The organism is Cupriavidus sp. SW-Y-13 (assembly GCF_009793345.1).
Classification (GTDB): Bacteria; Pseudomonadota; Gammaproteobacteria; order Burkholderiales; family Burkholderiaceae; genus Cupriavidus.
This window is the reverse complement of record NZ_WHLX01000001.1, coordinates 511,244-532,541: the sequence shown is the minus strand read 5'-3', so window position 1 is coordinate 532,541 and position 21,298 is coordinate 511,244. Positions and strand designations below refer to the sequence as shown.

The window sequence follows — 21,298 nt, the reverse complement described above, 5'->3', positions numbered from 1 at the left end:
GCTTACGCCGTCGCCCAGAGCGGCGGCTCGTCCATCAGCGCGATCTGTTCGCGCAATTCCAGGATGCGATCCTGCCAGTAGCGCGCGGTGCCGAACCACGGAAACGCCGCCGGGAACGCGGGATCGCGCCAGCGGCTGGCCAGCCACGCACTGTAGTGCAGCAGCCGCAGCGTGCGCAGGGCCTCGACGAGCCATAGTTCGCGCGTATCGAATTCCGCGAAGTCCTCGTAGCCAGCCACGATATCGGCCAACTGGTCCTGCATGGCGGCACGGTCGCCCTCCAGAAGCATCCAGAGATCCTGCACTGCGGGGCCCATCCGGCTGTCGTCGAAATCCACGAAATGCGGACCCGGCGTACCGCGGCCGCGCGCATCCTCTTCATCGATCCAGAGCACGTTGCCGCGATGGCAGTCGCCATGCAGACGCAGCAGGCGTACATCGCCGGCCCGGTCGTAGCAACGGCGCACGGCATCCAGCGCGAGGTCGACGGCTGCGCGCCAGGGCGCGAGCAGTTCGGCAGGAATACAGTCGTGGGAGAGCAGGTAGTCGCGCGGCGCGATGCCGAACGATTCGATGTCGAGCGTGGGACGCGCCTGATACGGCGTGGCCGCGCCCATGGCATGGATGCGGCCAATGAAGCGGCCCAGCCATTCGCGCGTCTCGCGACGCTCAAGCGCTGGCTCGCGGCCGCCGCAGCGTGGAAACACCGCGAAGCGGAAACCCTCGTGCGTCAGCAGCGTGGTGGGCAATCCGGCGCCCTGGCTGGCGCGCAGCGCCGGCACGGCGGGAATCTCCGTATCGGCCAGTTGCTGCACGAACGCGTGTTCTTCGACAATCGCCGCGTCGCTCCATCGGCCGGGCCGATAGAACTTGGCGATGATCGGCGAGGCATCCTCGATACCGACCTGCCAGACGCGGTTCTCGTAACTGTTCAGCGCAAGCAGGCGGCCATCCGGAAAGTACCCCGCCGATTCCAGCGCATCGAGGATGCACGCCGGCGTGAGTCCCGCATACGGGACATCGTCATCGGACTGGGGCGCTTCCGGTGTCTGCATGGCGGCAGATCAGGGGGCCGGCTTGCGATTGCCGCCGAGCAGCGCAGCTTGCGGTGCCGGACGACGGTTACGGACCGGTGCCGCGCCCGCCGCATCCTGCGCGGGGCGCGGCGGCTGCGGACGGGCTTGTTGCGGACGCGGTGCGGCGGGCTTGCCGGTTGCGGCACCGCGGGCGGCGCCGTTGCCATTGCCATTGCCATTGCCATTGCCATTGCCATTGCCATTGCCATTGCGGGCGCCGGTCTGATTGCCACCCTGATTGCCGCCTTGATTCCCACCACGCGGCGCATTGCCGTTGCGACCTTCGCCACGAGCGGGCTGGGCCGCCTGACCAGCGGCGCCGCCCTGCGCGGGACGCGCCTGACGCGGGGCGTCCTGGCGCTGACCCTGCGGACGCGGGCGACGTTCGCCGCCACCGTTGCCGCCGCCATTGGCCGAGGCGCCACGCGGTGCGCCGCGCCCTTGTCCACCACCGCCGCCACCACGTTGCTGGCGACCCTTCTGGATCGGCTCGGCAGCGATGCTCGGGTCCACTTCGAAGCCCGGCAGTACCACTTGCTCGATCTGGCGCTTGATCAGCCGCTCGATATCGCGCAGCAGCCCGTGCTCATCCACACAGACCAGCGAAATCGCCTCGCCTTCTGCACCCGCGCGGCCCGTACGGCCGATACGGTGCACGTAGTCTTCCGGCACGTTCGGCAGGTCGAAGTTGACCACGTGAGGCAGTTGATCGATATCGATGCCGCGTGCCGCGATGTCGGTCGCCACCAGCAGGCGCAGTGTGCCGGCCTTGAACTCGGTCAGCGCACGCGTGCGCGCGGACTGGCTTTTGTTGCCGTGGATGGCCAGCGCGGACAGTCCGTCCTTCGTCAGTTGTTCCGCCAGGCGGTTGGCGCCGTGCTTGGTACGCGTGAAGACCAGTACCTGGTGCCAGTCGTGCCGGCTCACCAGATGCGCCAGCAGCTCGCGCTTGCGATCGCGATCCACCGGGAAGACGCGCTGCGCCACGGTCTCCGCCGTGGTGTTGCGGCGTGCCACCTCGATCGAGGCAGGGTTGTTCAGCAGGCGGTCGGCCAGTGCGCGGATATCGTCGGAGAACGTGGCCGAGAACAGCAGGTTCTGCCGCTTCGGCGGCAGCACGTTCAGCACCTTGCGGATGTCGTGGATGAAGCCCATGTCGAGCATGCGGTCGGCTTCGTCCAGCACCAGCAGTTCCACATGGCTCAGGTCGATGGTCTTTTGCGAGACGTGGTCCAGCAGGCGACCCGGCGTGGCCACGACGATATCGACGCCGCGCTTGAGCGCTTCGATCTGCGGATTGATGCCGACGCCGCCGAACATCACCATGGAGCGCAGCTTCACGTACTTGCCGTAGTTGCGCACGCTTTCTTCCACCTGCGCGGCCAGTTCACGCGTGGGGGTCAGCACCAGGGCACGCACCACGGGCCGGCCAGTGCGCGGTGCCGGGTTTTTGGCTGCGGATTCGGACAGCAGTTGCAGCATCGGCAGCGTGAAGCCCGCGGTCTTGCCGGTGCCGGTCTGGGCGCCGGCGAGGAGATCGCCTCCTTTGAGAATCGCGGGAATGGCTTGCGCCTGAATAGGGGTCGGCGTGGTGTAGCCCTGTTCGGCCACGGCACGCACCAGCTTGTCGGACAAGCCGAGTTCGGAAAAAGACATGAAAGGACGCTTCGGCCACCCGTCGCGCATGAGAAGTGCGCCAATCGTGGGGTGGCTCGGGTAGAAAACCGTACCTGAGGGTCAGGGCCGGCGGGATGGGTCGATTGCCCCCGGTTCCCGGGCTAGGAAAGGCCCGTAGTGTACCAGTGTGTGGAAACGGCTGCGCCGAAGTCTGGACGCCAGAAGGGCTGCGTTATCATTGCGGCCACCCGGCCCCCGCGGGCCGAAGCCCCCTCTTTCTGCCATGCGGTTCCGATTTCTCGAAGACCAGGAAGTCACGCTGTTCGCGGCCATCCCGGTAGGTCTGCTGGCCGGCGTGGTCACCACGCTGTTCAAGGACGCCCTCGAAGCCAGCGGACTCGTCATGTTCGGCCACGACGCCGATATCGTGTTGATCTTCGCCGGGCTGGCGCTGGCCTGGCGCGTGGTGATTCCCACGCTGGGCGGTGCCGTGGCGGGCGCCCTGCTCGTCCTGGCACAACGCGCCGCCCGCACCGAACCCCTGCCGAGCGAGTACATGGAAGCCGTGGCGCGCGGCACCGGGCGGCTGCCCATCAAGATCACGCTGCTGCGCGCGTTGTCATCGTTCTGCTCGATTGTCTCCGGCAGTTCGGTCGGCAAGGAGGGGGCGATGATTCAGTTGGCCGCGCTGACCGGCTCGGGCTTTCCGTCGGCACGCGCCGATCAAGCCACCGGCGACAGCAATATGCGCCGCATGCTGACCGCCTGCGGCGCCGCTGCCGGGCTGGCCACCGCGTACCACACGCCACTTTCCGCCGCAGTCTTCGTGGCCGAGGTGGTGTTCGGGGCACTGGCGGTGCAGCGACTGATGCCGCTGTTCCTCGCTTCGGTAGCCGGCACCATGGTCAGCCAGTGGCGCGGCGGGCTGGAGCCGCTCTATACCGGACTGCATTTCGCACCCGACATCCTGCAACCGCACCTGCTGCTGGCCGCAGCCGGCATCGGTCTCGTCGCCGGGGTGTCCGGCGCGGTCTTCATGCGCGCCAACACACTCGCCCGCAATACGTTCCGGCATGTGCCGGGCGGCCCCATCGCAAGGCTGGCGCTCGGCGGCCTGCTGGTCGGGCTGCTCGCCATGGTGGTGCCCGAAGTTGTCGGCAACGGCTACTACACGATCCGCACCATCCTGCACAACGAGCCGCTCTCGGTGGCCGTCTGGGCGGTGCTGCTGGCCAAGCTGCTGGCCACGGTCATCAGCATGGGCTCCGGCGCCGTGGGCGGTGTGTTCACTCCGTCGATGTTCGTGGGCGCTGCGCTGGGCCAGATGCTCGCGATGCTGATTCCGGGCGGCACGGCCACGCCGGTGCTGCCGCTGGTCGGCATGACGGCCTTCCTGGCGGCAACAAGCCAGGCGCCGCTGATGTCGATCCTGATGGTATTCGAGATGACGCTGGCGCCCACACTGCTGCTGCCGCTGATGATCGGCGCAGTGGCGGCTTACTACACGGCGTCGCGCTGCCAGAGCCTGTCGCTCTACAGCGTGGTGGTGGAACGCGCCCAGGCAACGGCCGCCGTGGAGCGCGCTCGCGGGCTGCGGCTCGACGGGCTCTGCGACCCCACCGATACCGTGATCGACCCCGGCGCCACGCTGGCGCAGGCCGCCGACAAGTTCGCCGAAACCGGCACCCGCTATCTCTATCTGGTGGATGCCCTCGGCGCGCTGCGCGGCGCGATCTCGATCCACGCCGTGCAGCGCGCGCAACGCGACGGCGTGGCGGAAGACAGCGCCTCGCTACTGGCACTGGGCGAACCCGATTTTCCGAGCCTGACTCCTGACTCCCGCCTGCGCGATGCCTTGGCGATCTTCTCCGACCACGGCATCAATCGGATTCCGCTGATACGTGATGCGGTCAGCCGCGAACTGCTGGGCACGGTGTCGAAGCAGCGCGTGCTGCAGGAAGCGTCCTGCCTGTTCTGACCACCCCGATTGCCACCCCATCCGATGTACGGAATCCGCCACACCCGCGTGGCAGCCGCGCCTCGCTCCGGCGCACGCAAGCGGGTAGAATCGCGGGTTACCCAGCCTGCGCGATGGCCTGAAGCGTGAGGGCGTCCGACGCCGGCGGTATTCCTATAACGATTGCCGTAGTTTTTTGTCGGGAGTTTTCATGAACAAGCTGTTTGCACGACTGTCGGGTCCTGCGTGCGCCATGGCGCTGCTGCTGTCTCTGAGCCCCGCTGGCGCGCAGGAAACCGTGTCGACGACCACCGCGCCGGTGACCACCAACTCGGTGTCCGATCTGGCCGCCGCCGGCCTCAACACCATGCCCGGCACGCCAATACGCGTGATTCCTCCGGAGGCCGGCATGGCGCGCATGGAACTGTCGCCGCCGTCGGCCACGGAGCCGCGCCGGGCCAAGCTCGACGGCAAGGTCGTGAATGTCGCTCCTGGGGTACGGATCTTCAGCACGGAAACACTGCTGGTGAATCCCGCGGCGCTCGCTGGCAAGAAGCTCAGCGTGCGCTACAAGCTCGACCTCTACGGCCAGTTGCTCACGGCCTGGGTCATGACCGATGCGGAAGTGAAGGCCTGGAAGGCCGCTCACTGACCGTTTTTTTGAATTTGCTTCAACCTGTTGCGCCCCGATGCCCCCAGGTATAACACTGAGACCGGCACCCATGAAGAAGGTATTTGTCAAAACGTACGGCTGCCAGATGAACGAGTACGACTCGGACAAGATGGTGGACGTACTGAACGCCACGCAGGGCATGGAGCCCACGAACAACGTCGAAGACGCCGACGTGATCCTGTTCAATACCTGCTCCATCCGTGAAAAGGCCCAGGAGAAAGTCTTCTCCGAACTGGGCCGCATGAAGGCGCTGAAAGCCGCCAAGCCCGGCCTGGTGATCGGCGTTGGTGGCTGCGTGGCCAGCCAGGAAGGCGCGGCCATTGTTTCGCGCGCACCGTATGTCGATGTGGTCTTCGGCCCGCAGACACTGCACCGGCTGCCCGACCTGATCAACCGTCGTCAGCAGACCGGCCTGTCGCAGGTCGATATCTCCTTCCCCGAGATCGAGAAGTTCGATTTCCTGCCGCCCGCGCGCGTCGAAGGCCCGAGCGCGTTCGTCTCGATCATGGAAGGCTGTTCGAAATATTGCAGCTACTGCGTGGTGCCTTACACGCGCGGCGAGGAAGTGTCGCGCCCGTTCGAGGACGTGCTGGCCGAAGTGGCTGGCCTGGCCGACCAGGGCGTGCGCGAAGTGACGCTGCTGGGCCAGAACGTCAACGCCTATCGCGGCGTGATGGGTGGCACGACTGAAATCGCAGATTTCGCGCTGCTGATCGAATACGTGGCCGAGATCCCCGGCATCGAGCGCATCCGCTTCACCACCAGCCATCCGAAGGAATTCACGTCGCGCCTCGTGGAACTCTACGAGCGTTGCGACAAGCTGGTGAACCATCTGCACCTACCCGTGCAGCATGCTTCGGACCGCGTGCTGATGGCGATGAAGCGCGGCTACAGCGTGCTGGAGTACAAGAGCATCATCCGCCGTCTGCGCACGATCCGGCCGCAGATGTCGATGTCGTCGGACTTCATCGTCGGCTTTCCCGGCGAGACCGATGCCGACTTCGAGAAGCTGATGGCAATGGTCGAGGAGATCGGCTACGACACCTCGTTCTCGTTCATCTTCAGCGCGCGTCCCGGCACGCCGGCCGCCAACTTGCAGGACGACACGCCACACGAGGTGAAGCTGCGCCGCCTGCAACGCCTGCAGGCCACCATCGAGGAAAACGTGGTGCGCATCAGCCATGGCATGCTTGGCAGCGTCCAGCGCATTCTGGTGGAAGGTCCGTCGCGCAAGGACCCCACCGAACTGCACGGCCGCACGGAAAACAATCGCGTGGTCAACTTCGCGCTGCCCGGTGTGCCGCAGGCCCAGCGCGACCGCATGATCGGCCAGATGGTCGACGTGAACATCACGCAGGCATTCCCGCACTCGCTTCGCGGCGAAGTGGTCGTGCGCCAGTAAGCAAGCCCACCGCGCCCATTCAGGATTCCATGAAAGTTCCGACCGCTGAATTCGTCGCCCCCAGGGACGACAACACGCGCCTGCAGAACCTGTGCGGACCGCTCGACGAGAACCTGCGCCAGATCGAGCAGGCCCTCGACGTGACCATCCAGCGCCGCGGCCACCGCATGACCGTGCGCGGCGAACGCGCGCAGGATGCGGCGCTGGCACTGGAGCGCTTCTACAACAATACAAAGGTGGAGCTGTCGGTGGACGACATCCAGCTCGGCCTCGTGGAAGCCCGCCAGATCGCGGCGCACGGTGCCTACCTGCCGGGCAACGGCGACGGGTCCTCGGCCAGTGCCGATGACGAATCGCCGGTGCTGCAGACGCGACGCACCGGTCTGCAGGGCCGCACGGCGATGCAGCGCGAATACCTTCGCAGCATCCTGTCGCACGACCTGTCGCTCGGCATCGGGCCGGCGGGCACGGGCAAGACCTACCTGGCCGTGGCCTGCGCCGTCGATGCGCTGGAACGCGACGCGGTCAAGCGCATCGTACTGACGCGCCCGGCCGTGGAAGCGGGCGAACGTCTGGGCTTCCTGCCCGGCGACCTGGCACAGAAGGTGGACCCGTACCTGCGCCCGCTCTACGACGCGCTGTACGACCTGCTGGGTTTCGATCGCACGCAAAAGATGTTCGAGCGCCAGATGATCGAGATTGCGCCGCTTGCCTATATGCGCGGCCGCACGCTGAACCATGCGTTCATCATCCTCGACGAAGCCCAGAACACCACGCCGGAACAGATGAAGATGTTCCTGACGCGGATCGGCTTTGGTTCCAAAGCCGTGATCACCGGCGACACCACGCAGATCGACCTCCCGCGCGGCCAGAAGAGCGGCCTCGTGGAAGCGCAGCATGTGCTGCGCGATGTGCGCGGGGTGTCATGCACCCGCTTTACCAGCATCGACGTGGTGCGCCATCCCCTGGTGGCGCGCATCGTCGAGGCTTATGACGAATATCACGCCCAGCACAAGGACGCCTGATCTTGACCAAGAAGTCCCCCAACACCCAGACATCGAACAAGAAATCCGCCAGCCTGGTGCTGTTCGACGCCGAGGGCCGCGCGCGCAAGGCATCCGCCCATGCGCTGCGCGTCCAGCTGGCCGATGGCCGCAGCCTGACGCTGGATCTGTCGCAAGCCGAGGACGGCGTGGTGGCACTGCTCGCCGAACACACCGACCCGCATCAACAGGCTGGCCTGCTGGTTCGCCCGGACAACAGCGACGCGCTGTCGGTGGCCGTCACCGCCACGCCGATCGTGACCACCACGGGCACGCCGGCCACGCCGCCGGAAGTCGATCTCGACGTACAGCACGGACAGGCCACGGCCAAGCGCGCGGGAATGCCGAGCCGCCGCCAGATCGAAAAGTGGGTGAAATCCGCCCTGTATGAAGACGCCACGCTGACCGTGCGCTTCGTCGACGAGGAAGAAGGCCGCACGCTGAACCGCACCTATCGCGGCAAGGATTACGCCACCAACGTCCTGACCTTCGCCTATGCGGAGACCGCCGACGATCCGGTGAGCGGCGATATCGTGCTGTGCTGCCCCGTGGTGGAAGCCGAGGCCCGCGAACAGAACAAGCCGCTGGAAGCCCACTACGCACACCTGATCGTCCACGGCGTGCTGCACGCCCAGGGCTACGAGCACGACGACGACACCGACGCCGAAGAGATGGAAGCGATTGAAACAGAGACGCTGCAGGCGCTGGGATACAGCGATCCTTATCAGCCGGTGCGGGAGATCTAAGGCGCTGACCTGCTCAGTGTTTGCTCCCCTCTCCCGCCGGGCGGGAGAGGGGCAGGGGGAGAGGGCCAGCGGTTCAAATTGCTGCAGGTCGGCAAGCAGAGCCTCCTACCCTCTCCCCCAACCCCTCTCCCACTTTGTGGGAGAGGGGAGCGTTCTACCCGGAAGAGCCTCATACATCACCGTCATCCCCCCGTCACGGGGCTGCAAGCCTTTTAGTGTATGCTTCAAGCGATCTCCACCACGCGCTAGCCGCGACATGAACGACCCCTATCCCAGTTCGAAATCTGCCAACTTCAAGCAGACGGATCGCCCTAGATCCCTTCTCGAACGCCTCTCCGATTTCATTTCCCCCGAGCCAGACACCCGCGCCGAATTGCTCGAAGTGTTGCAGGATGCCCACGAGCGCAACCTGATCGACGCCGATTCGCTTTCGATGATCGAAGGGGTGTTCCAGGTCTCCGAATTGACCGCACGCGACATCATGGTGCCCCGCTCCCAGATGGATGCGGTCAACGTCGCCGATGCCCCAGAAGCGTTCATTCCCTACATGCAGCAGACGGCGCACTCGCGCTTTCCGGTGTACGAAGGGAATCGCGACAACGTCATCGGCATCCTGCTGGCCAAGGATCTGCTGCGCTACTACACGGATGACACGTTCGACCTGCGCGAGGCGCTGCGCCCCGCCGTGTTCATTCCCGAGTCGAAGCGGCTGAACATCCTGCTGCGCGAGTTCCGCATCAACCGCAATCACATCGCGATCGTGGTCGACGAGTACGGCGGCGTGGCGGGCCTAGTCACCATCGAGGACGTGCTGGAACAGATCGTGGGCGATATCGAGGATGAGTTCGACCTCGACGAGGACCTGGACAAGATCCTGCCAACCGCCGACGGCGCCTGGCGCGTGCACGGCCTCACCGAGATCGAACAGTTCAATGAAGCGTTTGGCACGGCTTTCCCGGACGACGACGTCGATACCGTGGGCGGACTGCTGACGAACCACGTCGGCCATGTGCCGCATCGCGGCGAAGTCATCACATTGCCACCCATCCGCTTCGAGGTCCTGCGGGCCGATGCCCGTCAGGTCCACCTGCTCCAGGTACGGCGCGAGACGCCTGCCGAAGTCGACGGCATGGCTGAGGCATGAAGCGGTTCGGCACGCCCGATGCCGTGGGTACCCGTCGCACCGAGCCAGCCAGCGGCGGCGCCAGCGCGTCGCCCTCCCACTCCCCGCACACCCCGGAAGCCTTGCAAGCCACCTCCCGCAGCAGTCAGTGGTTTCGTCTCCTGATCGCCGCCGTCCTGGGCGTGGCGCATACGCAAGCCTTCGCCCCGCATGACTGGTGGTGGCTGCAACTGCTGGCGCTATCCGGCCTGTTTGCCCTGATCGCAGGCGCACCGCGTCCGCGCGCAGCGGCGGCTACGGCCTACGCGTTCGGCCTGGGCTGGTTCCTGTCCGGTATCTGGTGGCTCTATATCAGCATGCACGTCTACGGCGAGATGCCGGCCTGGATGGCCGCATTTGCCGTGGTGCTGTTCGCTGGTTATTTGTCGATCTGGCCGGCGCTGGCGGCCGGGGTCTGGCACTGGCTCACGCAACGCAATCGTCACGGCATGCTAGCTGCGCTGGCATTTGGCGCCGCCTGGGCGCTGTCCGAATGGTTGCGCGGCGTGGTGTTCACAGGATTCCCGTGGCTCGGCAGCGGCTATCCGCATACGAATGGTCCGCTAGCAGGCTTCGCCCCGCTGTTTGGCGTCTACGGCATCACATTCCTTGCCGCGAGCCTCGCGGCCCTGCTCGCTACAGGTGTTCGGGCCTGGCTGAGGCGCAGCGAAGCTGGTGGGGTGAAGACCGTCGGTTGGTCGGCTGGTGTGATCGTGGCAACACTGGGGGGCGGCATCGGCCTGGCGGGCATCGCCTACACCACGCCGATCGGCAAGCCACTCTCGGTACGGCTGCTGCAGGGCAACGTGGCGCAGGACATCAAGTTCGAACCCGCCGGCATCCAGCGCTCGCTGGAACTCTATCGCGACCTGATCACGGCAGCGCCGGCAGACCTTGTGGTGACGCCCGAGACCGCGTTCCCGATCATCCTCCAGGAACTGCCGATGGACATCGCCCAGGCGGTGCGCGGCTATATGGAAAAGACGGGCACCACGGTCGTGTTCGGTGCGGCCGGCGCAGATTCGCCCGTAGATTTTACAAACAGCGTATTTGCCATCGGGCCGGAACAGGAACAGCTCTATCGCTACAACAAGCACCATCTGGTGCCCTTCGGCGAGTTCATCCCGTTTGGCTTCCACTGGTTCGTGGACATGATGAAGATGCCGCTCGGAGATTTCCGACGCGGCACGCTCGACCAACCGGCTGTACCGGTGCGCGGCATCCACGTGGCGCCGAACATCTGCTACGAGGATCTGTTCGGCGAGGAAATCGCCGAGACGCTCAGGAACCAGCCCACGCCCGCCAACCTGCTGGCCAACGTGACTAACCTGGCCTGGTTCGGCGACACCATCGCGCTGGACCAGCATCTGCAGATCTCGCGCATGCGTGCGCTGGAAATGCGCCGCCCGATGCTGCGCGCCACCAATACGGGAATGACGGCCGTAGTCCGGCCGGACGGCAGCGTCCAGGCGGCCCTGCCGACTTTCGAGGTCGGTACGCTGGCGGCGGAAGTCCAGGGCATGCAGGGGCTGACGCCCTATATCCGCTGGGGCAACGTACCAGTGCTGGCCGGTTGCGTACTCGTGCTGGGCCTGGCCTTCCGCGCACGGCGTGCGCGGCGGCCGGCCTGAGGCATCCTCCGCGGACCCTCGGCTGTTTTGCTGCTTAGCTGGCCAGCGACGTTGCCATCGAGACCGCTGCGGCGGCCACCATCACGACGATGGCGACAACATAAGGCTTGCGAGAAAGAAGCGACATGACCAATCCCCAAAAATAGTTCTTCGTTCATCCCGAACCGTTTTCTTGCACCGGACATTGCCGGCCAGAATCACCCCAAATGGCGGTTCGGCTTGCAGCCGTTTGATTTGCATGCGTCGGCTGCGTAATTCCACTGTATACAAAAACGGTATCGGCACCTATGGGACGATTCTGAATCCCGGATCGGGATTTACCCGAGCCGTTGCGCAATGCCGACAATGCTCTCCATGCACGATCCGTGCCCTGCCTCACGGTTTTCCTCTCTGTTCGGGACGGGACCGGGTCAAAAACCCGATAGAATTCGGGGTTTGGCAAACCCGTCCCGAGCCGTATCCGGAACTTGCCCGCCAGCTTCTTTTTTTGTCTCCCTATGCTGACCTTCCAACAAATGATTTTGACCCTGCAGGCCTATTGGGACCGGCAGGGTTGCGCATTGCTGCAACCGATCGATCTGGAGGTTGGCGCCGGCACGTCGCACGTGCACACCTTCCTGCGCGCCATTGGCCCGGAACCGTGGCGCGCGGCCTATGTGCAGCCGTCGCGCCGTCCCAAGGACGGCCGCTACGGTGAGAATCCGAACCGGCTACAGCACTATTACCAGTATCAGGTAGTGCTCAAGCCTGCACCCGAGAACATCCTCGACCTGTACCTCGGCTCGCTGGAAGCCCTGGGGCTGGACCTCAAGCAGAACGACATCCGCTTTGTCGAGGACGACTGGGAGAATCCGACGCTCGGCGCCTGGGGCCTGGGCTGGGAAGTCTGGCTCAACGGCATGGAAGTGACCCAGTTCACGTACTTCCAGCAAGTGGGTGGCATCGACTGCAAGCCAATCACCGGCGAGATCACCTACGGTATCGAGCGTCTGGCCATGTACCTGCAGAAGGTCGAGAACGTCTACGACCTGGTCTGGACCGAGTGGGAAGAAAACGGCGAGACGCGCCGCCTGACCTACGGCGACGTGTACCACCAGAACGAGGTGGAGCAGTCCACCTACAACTTCGAGCACAGCAATACCGAAATCCTGTTCCGCCACTTCGCCGAGCACGAGGGCGAAGCCAAACGCCTGATGGGCGATACGGGCGAGAAGAACGAGGACGGCACGCCGAAGACCACCGACACGCGCCTGGCCCTGCCGGCCTACGAACAGGTACTCAAGGCCGCGCACACGTTCAACCTGCTGGATGCACGCGGCGCGATCTCTGTGACGGAGCGCGCAGCCTATATCGGCCGGATCCGCAACCTGTCGCGCTCGGTGGCGCAGGCTTACTACGATTCGCGCGAGGCCCTGGGCTTCCCGATGTGCGGCAACGGGGTTCGCGCATGAAGGCCCGCATGCGCGGCATGATCGCTGTCGCCGCGTTTGCCCTGCCCGTCTCCCTGCCGGCCGTCGTGCCGCTGGGTGGCAGCGCACTGGCGTCCGCTCGCACCACGGCGGCGCCGTCGCCTCAGGCGCTGTACCTGCCGGCGGACCTCGCCGCCATCTGCGAGGCCGACACGCAGACGCTGCAGCAGGCCATCGCGCGGCACTGGCGCCCGGCGCTGTCGTCGATCGACCAGTGGACGCAGCTCGTGCGCTCGTTCTCGTGCGACCTGTCGGGCTCGAAAGACCTGGGCTGGCACCGCGTGCCGCTGCGCGCCTATGAAAGCGCGATCCGTTATCCGCTGCAGTGGGTGTCGTGGGAAGAGAGCAATGGCCGCTCGCGCCGCACTGTGCGCACCTACTACTCGGCGGCGCAGTTGCCGCAGAAGATTGATTTCTGGGTGGGCGGGCGCATCGACGAGATCCGCTACGACCGTCGCGCGAACCGCATCGACGCACGCTTTCCGGCCGCCGGCACCCGCGGCGCCTCCGGCGTGGCCGCGCAGTGCGCCTACACCACGCTGCAATTCCGCCAGCAGAACGGCCTGTGGCTGCTGTCTGGCGTAGAACCGAACAACGCGCCGCGCTGCTGAGCGCGCGTCGCCCATACTTGCTGGAAACGCATTCATGTCGCAACCCATGACCGATTCGCTGCTGATCGAACTGTTCACCGAGGAACTGCCACCCAAGGCCCTGTCGCGCCTGGGCGAGACCTTCGCACAGGGACTGGCCGATGGCCTCCGCGCACGCGACCTGCTCGACGAAGGCGCCGCCGTGACGACTTTCGCCACGCCGCGCCGCCTGGCCGCACTGGTGACCGGCGTGCGACGCACCGCACCGGACCGCGAACAGCGCGAGAAGGTATTGCCGCTGACCGTGGCGCTCGACGCAAACGGTGCGCCGACCGCCCCGCTCGCCAAGAAGCTGGCTGCACTCGCCAAGTCCATCGGCGTGGCCGAGATCGACTGGCAGACGCTGGAGCGCGCCTCCGATGGCAAGGCCGATGCGTTCTTCCATCGCTACACCGCAAAGGGTGTGTCGCTGGCCGAGGGCCTGCAAGCTGCGCTCGACGATGCGTTGGGCAAGCTGCCAATCCCCAAGCTGATGAGCTACCAGCGGCCGGACGGCACCACGGTGCATTTCGTGCGTCCGGCACACAGCCTGATCGCACTGCACGGTGCGGAGATCGTGCCCGTGTCCGTGCTCGGCCTGCAGGCCAGCAACATCACCCAGGGCCATCGCTTCCTGTCGCAAGGCACGATCGAGATTCCGCACGCCGCCGAGTACGCGGGCCTGCTGGAATCGCGTGGCCGCGTAGTGGCAAGCTATGCGGACCGCCGCGAACGCATCCGCACGGCGCTGCTCAAGGAAGCCGGCGCGGATCAGGTGGTCATGCCCGATGCGCTGCTCGACGAGGTGAATTCGCTGGTCGAATGGCCGGTAGTCTACGCCTGCCACTTCGAGGAAGCTTTCCTGGCCGTGCCGCAGGAGTGCCTGATCCTGACGATGCAAACCAACCAGAAGTACTTTGCGCTGACCGATGCTGCCGGCCACTTGCGCAATCGCTTCCTGATCGTCTCGAACCTGGCGACCGACACCCCGCAATCGATCATCACCGGCAACGAGCGCGTGGTCCGTCCCCGGCTGGCCGATGCCAAGTTTTTCTTCGATCAGGATCGCAAGAAGACGCTGGCCTCGCGCGTGCCCCTGCTCGGCAACGTGGTCTATCACAACAAGATCGGCACCCAGTTGGACCGCGTGCAGCGTCTGCAACAGATCGCCGGTCACGTCGCCGATGCGATGAACGCCGCTGGCGCCCCGACCGACAAGGCTTCCGCCATGCGCGGTGCCGAGCTGGCCAAGGCCGACCTGCTGACGGACATGGTTGGCGAGTTCCCCGAACTGCAGGGCACCATGGGCACGTACTACGCGCGCCATGACGACGAAGCCGACGACGTGGCGCTGGCCTGCTCCGAACATTACCGTCCGCGCTTTGCCGGCGACGCACTGCCCCAAGGCAACGTCAGCACGGCCGTGGCGCTGGCCGACAAGCTCGAAACGCTGGTGGGCATCTGGGGCATCGGCCTGCAGCCGACGGGCGAGAAGGACCCGTTCGCGCTGCGCCGCCACGCGCTGGGCATCCTGCGCATGCTGATCGAGAAACCGCTGGCGGTGTCGATCGACGCGCTGCTGTCGCTGACCGCCCAGTCGTTTGCCGGCATCCCGGCCGTGAAGCCGTCGGGCGACGCCATTGCGGACTTCCTCTACGACCGCGTGCGTGGCTACCTGAAGGACAAGGGCTACACCACGAACGAGGTGGAAGCCGTGGTCAGCCTGCGGCCGCAGACGCTGCACGACGTGCTGGCCCGCATGGAAGCCGTGCGCACCTTTGCCGCACTGCCTGAAGCCGAAGCGCTGGCCGCCGCCAACAAGCGCATCACGAACATCCTGAAGAAGACCGACGAGGCCATCGGCAGCGTCGATACGGCCCTGTTCCAGGAAGCCGCCGAAGGTGCGCTGCATGACGCCATCGAGCGCGTGCGTCCGGGCGTGGAAGCCGCCTTCGCGGGCGGCGATTTCACCGCTGCGTTGCGCGACCTGGCCCAACTGCGCGATGCCGTGGACCGCTTCTTCAACGATGTGATGGTAATGGCCGAGGATCCGAAGCTGCGCGCCAACCGCCTGGCGCTGCTGGCCACGCTGCATGGCCTGGCCAACCGCGTGGCGGACATTTCGAAGCTCGCGGCGTAAGCGGGCGAGGAGCGCGACATGCCACAGTCCCATCCGAAGTTCGTGATCCTCGACCGCGACGGCGTGGTCAATCTCGACAGCGACCAGTTCATCAAGACGCCCGATGAATGGGTGCCGATCGAGGGCAGCCTCGAGGCGATTGCCGCGCTGAACCAGGCGGGCTATCGCGTGGTGATCGCGAGCAACCAGTCGGGCATCGGCCGCGGCCTGTTCGAGATGAGCGCGCTCAATGCCATGCACGAAAAGATGTACAAGGCACTGGCCAGCCTCGGTGGCCGTGTCGAGGCCATTTTCTTCTGCCCGCACACCGCCGCCGACAACTGCGATTGCCGCAAGCCCAAATCCGGGCTGTACGAGCAGATCGGCGAGCGGTTCGGTATCGAACTGCGCAATGTGCCGACCGTCGGCGATTCGCTGCGCGACCTCGAAGCCGGCGTCTCGGTAGGCTGCGTGCCGCACCTGGTGCGCACCGGCAAGGGCCTGCGCACGCTGGAGAAGGGCGGCCTGCCCGCCGCCACCCGCGTGCATGACGACCTGGCCGCGTTCGCGCGCTGGCTCGTCACGGAAGGCTCCCACAAGGTTGCCGCGCCTGCGCCGCAGCCTGCCCCCTGAATTTCCGGTTCCCATCGATGCTCTTCATCCGTTCCCTGATTTTCGCGCTGTACCTGCTGATCATCACGCCGCCGTATGCGTGCGCCTGCTTCATCGTCTTCCCGTTCGTCAACGCCGAGAAACGCTTCCGCTTCGTGCGCGGCTGGCCGGTGCTTGTCATCAGTGCCGCGCGCCTGATCTGTGGCATCAATTACCGCATCGAAGGCAAGGAAAAGATGCTGGCGATGCTCGACAAGCCCGTGGTGCTGCTCTCCAAGCACCAGTCCGCCTGGGAAACCATCGCCTACATGGCGCTGATGCCCAAGCCGCTGTGCTTCGTGTTCAAGCGCGAATTGCTGTTCGTGCCCTTCTTTGGCTGGGCGCTGGGCATGCTCAAGATGGTGCACATCAACCGCAAGGACGGCACGCGTGCATTTGCATCGGCAGCACGTCAGGGTCGCGAGCGCCTCAACGAAGGGGCCTGGATCATCATGTTCCCGGAAGGCACTCGCACGCCTTCGGGCATGCAGAAGCCCCGCTACAAGAGCGGCGGTGCACGCCTGGCCGTGGAAACCGGCGCATGGGTGTTTCCGATGGCGGTCAATTCGGGCCGCTGCTGGCCGCGCAACACGTTCCTGAAGTATCCGGGCACCATCACCATCTCCGTGGGCGATGCCATTCCTTCGGCCAACAAGACGGCCGACGTACTGAACCAGGAAGCCGAGGTGTGGATCGAAGCGGAGATGCGCCGTATCGACGCCGACAGTTATCGCCGGACCGCCGGCCAGGCCACCGCATGAAGCTGCTGCGGCCCTCTCCCGAGAATCCCCAGCTGGAACTGCCGCTGGCCGACGCGCCTGGGGCGGTCGCCACGCAGGAGCCGTCGCTGCCGGAGGTGCATGGCCTTGCGCAGCCCACCCTGCAGCCCGACCACGCCACGTGGCCGCCCGCGCAGCCGAACGCGCGGATGCTGCGGGTGGGCGAGCGCATCGTTCACTACGCACTCAAGCGGTCTGCCCGCCGCACGATCGGCTTTACCGTGGACGATCGCGGGTTGTCGATCACCGCGCCACGCTGGGTCACCCTGGGCGATGTGGAATCGGCCATCCTGGAGAAGCAGCGCTGGATCTTTGCCAAACTGGGCGAATGGCGCCACCGCGAGACCCGCCGCGTGCTGCCCACCGTGCAATGGCGCGACGGTGCGTCGCTGCCCTTCCTGGGCACGCCGATCACGCTGCGGCTGGATTCGCCTGCCTCCGTGCTGATGTTCGACGCGGAGACCCGCGTGCTGCATCTGGCGCTGCCGGCCCATGCCGACGATCAGCAGATCAAGGACCGCGTGCAGGGCTGGCTCCAGGCGCAGGCGCGCCGCCTGCTGGCAGAGCGGCTCGACATCTACGCCGACAAGCTCGGCGTGCGCCACACCGGTTTTGCGCTGACCTCGGCCGCCACGCGCTGGGGTAGCTGCACGGCGGACGGCAAGATTCGCCTCAACTGGCGGCTCATGCATTTCCCGCTGTCGATGATCGACTACGTGGCCGCGCACGAACTGGCACACCTCAAGGAAATGAACCACGGCCCCCGCTTCTGGGAAACCGTTGAATCCATCTTCCCCGAGTTCCGCGACGCCCGCGCCGAGCTGCGCGCCCATCCGCCGGAACTGCTGCCAACGTTCTGAGGCGTCCGGGCGCAATCTGTCGGGGGGGACTAAAATGGCGGTCTCCGCTTTGACAACGACCTCACAGAGAAGGCCCCCATGCGACTCCTCCACACCATGCTGCGCGTTGGCGACTACCAGCGCTCGATCGATTTCTACACGCGCATCCTCGGCATGCAACTGCTGCGCGAGAGCGACAACCCCGAGTACAAGTACCGCCTGGCCTTTGTCGGCTACGGCCCGGAGAGCGAAACCGCGGTGCTGGAACTGACCTACAACTACGGCGTGGACAAGTACGACCTGGGTTCCGCCTACGGCCATATCGCGCTGGAAACGCCGAACGCAGCCGATGCCTGCGAGCGCATCCGCGCCGCTGGCGGCAAGGTCACGCGCGAAGCTGGCCCCGTCAAGGGCGGCACCACTGTCATCGCCTTCGTGGAAGACCCGGACGGCTACAAGATCGAACTGATCGAACGCAATTCCACGCGCGACGCTGCCCGTCCGTAAGCGCCCGGATCCATGGGCACGCAAACAATAACAAGGCGCCCGCTGGACAGCATGGCCATCGGATTGATGGTCCTGCTGTGCGCCGCATGGGGACTCCAGCAAGTTGTGATCAAGGTCACGGCGCCCTTGATGGGCGCCGTACTCCAGGCCGGCGTCCGCTCCGCCATCGCTGCGCTGCTCGTCTTCGCGTTTGCGGCATGGCGCCGTACCCCGCTTTGGGAACATGACGGCACCCTGCGGGCCGGCATCGTCGCCGGTCTGCTGTTCGGTGCGGAGTTCTTCTGCATCTTCGTCGGGCTGGGCCACACCACCGCCTCGCGCATGGCCGTGTTCCTCTACACCGCACCGATCTTCACCGCGCTGGGGCTGCACCTCTTTGTTCCGGGCGAGCATTTGCAGCGCGGCCAGTGGCTGGGCGTGGTCATGGCGTTCTGCGGCATGGTCCTGGCCTTCGCCGATGGCATCGTCTCGTCGTCAGCGCAATCGTCCACACTGCTCGGCGATGCGCTGGGCGTAGTGGCTGGGGCGCTATGGGCGGCTACAACGATCGTGGTACGCGGCAGCAAACTGTCGCACGCACCGGCCAGCAAGACGCTGCTCTATCAGTTGACGGTCTCGGCCGTGCTGCTGCTCGTGATGGCCCTGGCGGCGGGGCAAGTGCATCGCGTGGAGGTCAACGGCTTTGTGGTGGCGAGCCTGTTCTACCAGTCGGTGCTCGTGGCGTTCGCCAGCTACCTGATCTGGTTCTGGCTGCTGCGCCAGTACCTGGCCTCGCGCCTCTCGGTCTTCTCGTTCCTGACCCCGCTGTTCGGCGTGGCATTTGGTGTGCTGCTGATGCACGATCAGGTGGGCGTGAGATTCGCCGTGGCGGCGGTGCTGGTATTGGGGGGGATTGTGCTGGTGAATCGGAAGGGATAGTTGTTGGCTCCCCTCTCCCATGAAGTGGGAGAGGGGTTGAGGGTGAGCGCTGGAGGTTCTGCTTGCCGACGTGTGGCAATTTGAACGGCTTGCCCTCTCCCCCGCCCCTCTCCCGCCTTGCGGGAGAGGGGCGAACACCGAAGGGAACATCCAAGTTTTACTTCGGAAACGAAAACATCCCCAGTGCGCTGCGAACTTCGTCCAGCGTCTGCTGGGTCAGTTCGCGGGCTTCTTCGGTGCCCTTCTTGAGGATGTCGAAGACGTAGCCCGGGTCCTGCGCCAGCTGCTCGCGGCGCTCGCGCATCGGACGCAGCATTTCCTGCAGGATGCCTTCCACTCGGCGCTTGAGCACCATGTCGCCCAGGCCGCCGCGTCGGTAGTGGTCCTTGAGCGCCTGCACTTCCTCGACGTTCGGATCGAACGCGTCGAGGTAGGTGAACACGACATTGCCCTCGACCTGCCCCGGGTCGGACACCTTGAGGTGGTTCGGGTCGGTGTACATCTTCTGCACGGCCTCGCGGATCTGGTCCGGCGAGGCGCCGAGCGGAATCGAGTTACCCATCGACTTGCTCATCTTGGCCTTGCCATCCACGCCCGGCAGACGGCCATGCTTCGGGATCAGCGCGGTGGCTTCGGGCAGCACGTCGCGGCCAACCTGATGGTTGATGCGGCGCACGATCTCGTTGGTCTGCTCGATCAACGGGGCCTGGTCTTCACCCACCGGCACCAGCACGGCCTTGAAACCCGTGATGTCCGCAGCCTGCGACGCCGGGTAGCACAGGAAACCCGCCGGGATGTCACGGCCAAAGCCGCGCGCCTGGATCTCTTCCTTGATCGTCGGATTGCGTTCGAGACGCGAGACCGTGACGAAGTTGAGATACATCAGGGTCAGTTCGGCCAGTGCCGGCAGGTGCGACTGCACCGTGATCGTGGTCTTGGCCGGGTCGATGCCCACGGCCAGATAATCGAGCGCGACTTCCAGCACGTTGCGGCGCACCTTCTCCGGATCGTGCGCGTTGTCGGTCATCGCCTGCGTGTCGGCCAGCAGCACGTACTGCTTGTGCGTTTCCTGCAACTGCACGCGGCTCTTCAGGGACCCTACGAAGTGACCCAGGTGAAGCGGGCCGGTGGGGCGGTCGCCGGTCAGGATGACGGGACGCGTATCGGTCTTGGTCTGTTCGGTCATGGAGCGTCGCTCAAACTTCAAATTTAGGAAAACGAAAGACGTGGTCCGGCATCAAGCCGTGCCGCTTGCGCGCGGCGCGGCGCCATTGCCGACGATGCGCGCCAGTTCCACATACTCGGATACGGCAACTTCCTCGGCACGGCGGGTCAGGTCGAAGCCCAGCGCGTCGAAGTCCACCTGGTCACGCAGGAAAGACAGCGTGTTACGCAGCACCTTGCGGCGCTGCGAGAAGGCCGCGGTCACCACATCGCCCAGCACGTTGGCGTCGCAGGCCGGATACGGCGAGCGCAGCGTGCCATCCTCGCCGCGTGGCCACGGGATCATGCGCACCACGGCCGAATCGACCTTGGGCGGCGGGTTGAACGATGCCGGCGGCACGTCCAGCACGTGTTCCATGTGGTAGCGCACCTGCAGCATGATCGACAACCGCCCGAACACCTTGCTGCCGGGCTCTGCAACCATGCGCTCGACCACTTCCTTCTGGAGCATGAAATGCTGATCGCGCACGTGATCGGCGAAATCCATCAGGTGGAACAGCAGCGGACTCGAAATGTTGTACGGCAGGTTGCCGACGATACGCAGCGCACGGCCCGGTTCCTGCAGCTTGCCGAAGTCGAAGGCCAGCGCATCGCCGGCATGCACCGTCAGGCGGTCTTCGTAGCGGCGACGGAGCCGTTCCACGAGATCACGATCCAGCTCGACGACCTGCATCGCAGGCAGACGTTCGAGCAGCGGGTCGGTCAGCGCGCCGAGGCCCGGCCCGATCTCGACGACGATGTCGTCCGGTTGCGGATCGATCGCGTTGACGATGCCGTAGATGATGCCGTCGTCGACCAGAAAATTCTGGCCGAACCGTTTGCGGGCCACATGGCCCTGATGCACGTTTGAACGCAT

Annotated in this window: 19 protein-coding genes; 15 read left to right on the top strand and 4 right to left on the bottom strand. The window is 65.5% G+C overall.

Translation table 11 applies throughout. The features are described from left to right. Positions 1 to 2: 2 nt before the first annotated feature. Both GA566_RS02470 and GA566_RS02465 read right to left on the bottom strand, forming a co-directional pair. A complete protein-coding gene (locus tag GA566_RS02470) occupies positions 3 to 1,055 on the bottom strand; it encodes a serine/threonine protein kinase (RefSeq protein WP_160471492.1) in 1,053 nt (350 codons plus the stop codon). A gap of 9 nt (positions 1,056 to 1,064) precedes the next feature. Further along, a complete protein-coding gene (locus GA566_RS02465) occupies positions 1,065 to 2,732 on the bottom strand; it encodes a DEAD/DEAH box helicase (RefSeq protein WP_160471491.1) in 1,668 nt (555 codons plus the stop codon). A 244-nt stretch (positions 2,733 to 2,976) separates the two neighbouring features. On the opposite strand from GA566_RS02465, the gene GA566_RS02460 reads away from it, so the two are divergent. From GA566_RS02460 to GA566_RS02390, 15 genes are all read left to right on the top strand, one after another. Next, a complete protein-coding gene (locus GA566_RS02460; protein WP_160471489.1) occupies positions 2,977 to 4,671 on the top strand; it encodes a ClcB-like voltage-gated chloride channel protein in 1,695 nt (564 codons plus the stop codon). Between the two features lie 190 nt (positions 4,672 to 4,861). Beyond that, positions 4,862 to 5,302 carry a hypothetical protein gene (locus GA566_RS02455; protein WP_160471487.1) on the top strand — a complete coding sequence of 147 codons (441 nt, stop codon included), beginning with the start codon at positions 4,862 to 4,864 and terminating at the stop codon, positions 5,300 to 5,302. 70 nt (positions 5,303 to 5,372) lie between these two features. Continuing rightward, on the top strand, positions 5,373 to 6,725 hold the full coding sequence (gene miaB / locus GA566_RS02450; RefSeq protein ID WP_137924969.1) for a tRNA (N6-isopentenyl adenosine(37)-C2)-methylthiotransferase MiaB: 1,353 nt from the start codon (positions 5,373 to 5,375) through the stop codon (positions 6,723 to 6,725). A gap of 29 nt (positions 6,726 to 6,754) precedes the next feature. Beyond that, positions 6,755 to 7,750, top strand: coding sequence for a PhoH family protein (locus GA566_RS02445; RefSeq protein WP_160471485.1), 996 nt, complete (start codon positions 6,755 to 6,757; stop codon positions 7,748 to 7,750). A gap of 2 nt (positions 7,751 to 7,752) precedes the next feature. After that, positions 7,753 to 8,514: an rRNA maturation RNase YbeY gene (gene ybeY, locus GA566_RS02440; RefSeq protein ID WP_137924967.1), complete on the top strand. Its 762-nt coding sequence runs from the start codon at positions 7,753 to 7,755 to the stop codon at positions 8,512 to 8,514. A 256-nt stretch (positions 8,515 to 8,770) separates the two neighbouring features. Continuing rightward, positions 8,771 to 9,658, top strand: a complete 888-nt coding sequence (locus GA566_RS02435; RefSeq protein WP_137924966.1) for an HlyC/CorC family transporter — start codon at positions 8,771 to 8,773, stop codon at positions 9,656 to 9,658. Continuing rightward, a complete protein-coding gene (gene lnt / locus GA566_RS02430; protein ID WP_160471483.1) occupies positions 9,655 to 11,307 on the top strand; it encodes an apolipoprotein N-acyltransferase in 1,653 nt (550 codons plus the stop codon). The genes GA566_RS02435 and lnt overlap by 4 nt, the downstream gene beginning before the upstream one ends. Before the next feature lie 497 nt (positions 11,308 to 11,804). Next, positions 11,805 to 12,758 (top strand): glycine--tRNA ligase subunit alpha, encoded by a 954-nt coding sequence (gene glyQ, locus GA566_RS02425; RefSeq protein ID WP_160471482.1) that lies wholly within the window; start codon positions 11,805 to 11,807, stop codon positions 12,756 to 12,758. Then, entirely contained in the window at positions 12,755 to 13,387 is a 633-nt protein-coding gene (locus GA566_RS02420) for a hypothetical protein (protein WP_160471480.1), read from the top strand. Before glyQ ends, GA566_RS02420 begins: the two co-directional genes overlap by 4 nt. A gap of 34 nt (positions 13,388 to 13,421) precedes the next feature. Further along, the gene (gene glyS, locus GA566_RS02415) at positions 13,422 to 15,545 is read left to right on the top strand and encodes a glycine--tRNA ligase subunit beta (RefSeq protein ID WP_160471479.1); all 2,124 of its coding nucleotides are present in this window, start codon (positions 13,422 to 13,424) and stop codon (positions 15,543 to 15,545) included. Positions 15,546 to 15,563: 18 nt separating this feature from the next. Then, the gene (gmhB, locus tag GA566_RS02410) at positions 15,564 to 16,157 is read left to right on the top strand and encodes a D-glycero-beta-D-manno-heptose 1,7-bisphosphate 7-phosphatase (RefSeq protein ID WP_137924961.1); all 594 of its coding nucleotides are present in this window, start codon (positions 15,564 to 15,566) and stop codon (positions 16,155 to 16,157) included. 17 nt (positions 16,158 to 16,174) lie between these two features. After that, positions 16,175 to 16,936, top strand: a complete 762-nt coding sequence (locus GA566_RS02405) for a 1-acyl-sn-glycerol-3-phosphate acyltransferase (RefSeq protein WP_137924960.1) — start codon at positions 16,175 to 16,177, stop codon at positions 16,934 to 16,936. Further along, positions 16,933 to 17,814, top strand: a complete 882-nt coding sequence (locus tag GA566_RS02400; RefSeq protein WP_160471477.1) for a M48 family metallopeptidase — start codon at positions 16,933 to 16,935, stop codon at positions 17,812 to 17,814. Before GA566_RS02405 ends, GA566_RS02400 begins: the two co-directional genes overlap by 4 nt. Positions 17,815 to 17,892: 78 nt before the next feature. Continuing rightward, positions 17,893 to 18,300: a lactoylglutathione lyase gene (gloA, locus tag GA566_RS02395; RefSeq protein WP_137924958.1), complete on the top strand. Its 408-nt coding sequence runs from the start codon at positions 17,893 to 17,895 to the stop codon at positions 18,298 to 18,300. 12 nt (positions 18,301 to 18,312) lie between these two features. After that, positions 18,313 to 19,218, top strand: a complete 906-nt coding sequence (locus tag GA566_RS02390; RefSeq protein ID WP_160471475.1) for a DMT family transporter — start codon at positions 18,313 to 18,315, stop codon at positions 19,216 to 19,218. A 157-nt stretch (positions 19,219 to 19,375) separates the two neighbouring features. On the opposite strand, the gene trpS is transcribed toward GA566_RS02390, so the two are convergent. Next, a complete protein-coding gene (trpS, locus tag GA566_RS02385) occupies positions 19,376 to 20,404 on the bottom strand; it encodes a tryptophan--tRNA ligase (protein ID WP_160471473.1) in 1,029 nt (342 codons plus the stop codon). Between the two features lie 51 nt (positions 20,405 to 20,455). After that, on the bottom strand, positions 20,456 to 21,298 hold the full coding sequence (gene rsmA, locus GA566_RS02380) for a 16S rRNA (adenine(1518)-N(6)/adenine(1519)-N(6))-dimethyltransferase RsmA (protein WP_160471471.1): 843 nt from the start codon (positions 21,296 to 21,298) through the stop codon (positions 20,456 to 20,458).

Coding starts and splice junctions, on each gene's coding strand:
- GA566_RS02470 (WP_160471492.1), bottom strand. CDS start 1,055: ATGCAGACACCGGAAGCGCCCCAGTCCGATGACGATGTCCCGTATGCG.
- GA566_RS02465 (WP_160471491.1), bottom strand. CDS start 2,732: ATGTCTTTTTCCGAACTCGGCTTGTCCGACAAGCTGGTGCGTGCCGTG.
- GA566_RS02460 (WP_160471489.1), top strand. CDS start 2,977: ATGCGGTTCCGATTTCTCGAAGACCAGGAAGTCACGCTGTTCGCGGCC.
- GA566_RS02455 (WP_160471487.1), top strand. CDS start 4,862: ATGAACAAGCTGTTTGCACGACTGTCGGGTCCTGCGTGCGCCATGGCG.
- miaB (WP_137924969.1), top strand. CDS start 5,373: ATGAAGAAGGTATTTGTCAAAACGTACGGCTGCCAGATGAACGAGTAC.
- GA566_RS02445 (WP_160471485.1), top strand. CDS start 6,755: ATGAAAGTTCCGACCGCTGAATTCGTCGCCCCCAGGGACGACAACACG.
- GA566_RS02435 (WP_137924966.1), top strand. CDS start 8,771: ATGAACGACCCCTATCCCAGTTCGAAATCTGCCAACTTCAAGCAGACG.
- lnt (WP_160471483.1), top strand. CDS start 9,655: ATGAAGCGGTTCGGCACGCCCGATGCCGTGGGTACCCGTCGCACCGAG.
- glyQ (WP_160471482.1), top strand. CDS start 11,805: ATGCTGACCTTCCAACAAATGATTTTGACCCTGCAGGCCTATTGGGAC.
- GA566_RS02420 (WP_160471480.1), top strand. CDS start 12,755: ATGAAGGCCCGCATGCGCGGCATGATCGCTGTCGCCGCGTTTGCCCTG.
- glyS (WP_160471479.1), top strand. CDS start 13,422: ATGTCGCAACCCATGACCGATTCGCTGCTGATCGAACTGTTCACCGAG.
- gmhB (WP_137924961.1), top strand. CDS start 15,564: ATGCCACAGTCCCATCCGAAGTTCGTGATCCTCGACCGCGACGGCGTG.
- GA566_RS02405 (WP_137924960.1), top strand. CDS start 16,175: ATGCTCTTCATCCGTTCCCTGATTTTCGCGCTGTACCTGCTGATCATC.
- GA566_RS02400 (WP_160471477.1), top strand. CDS start 16,933: ATGAAGCTGCTGCGGCCCTCTCCCGAGAATCCCCAGCTGGAACTGCCG.
- gloA (WP_137924958.1), top strand. CDS start 17,893: ATGCGACTCCTCCACACCATGCTGCGCGTTGGCGACTACCAGCGCTCG.
- GA566_RS02390 (WP_160471475.1), top strand. CDS start 18,313: ATGGGCACGCAAACAATAACAAGGCGCCCGCTGGACAGCATGGCCATC.
- trpS (WP_160471473.1), bottom strand. CDS start 20,404: ATGACCGAACAGACCAAGACCGATACGCGTCCCGTCATCCTGACCGGC.
- rsmA (WP_160471471.1), bottom strand. CDS start 21,298: ATGCGTTCAAACGTGCATCAGGGCCATGTGGCCCGCAAACGGTTCGGC.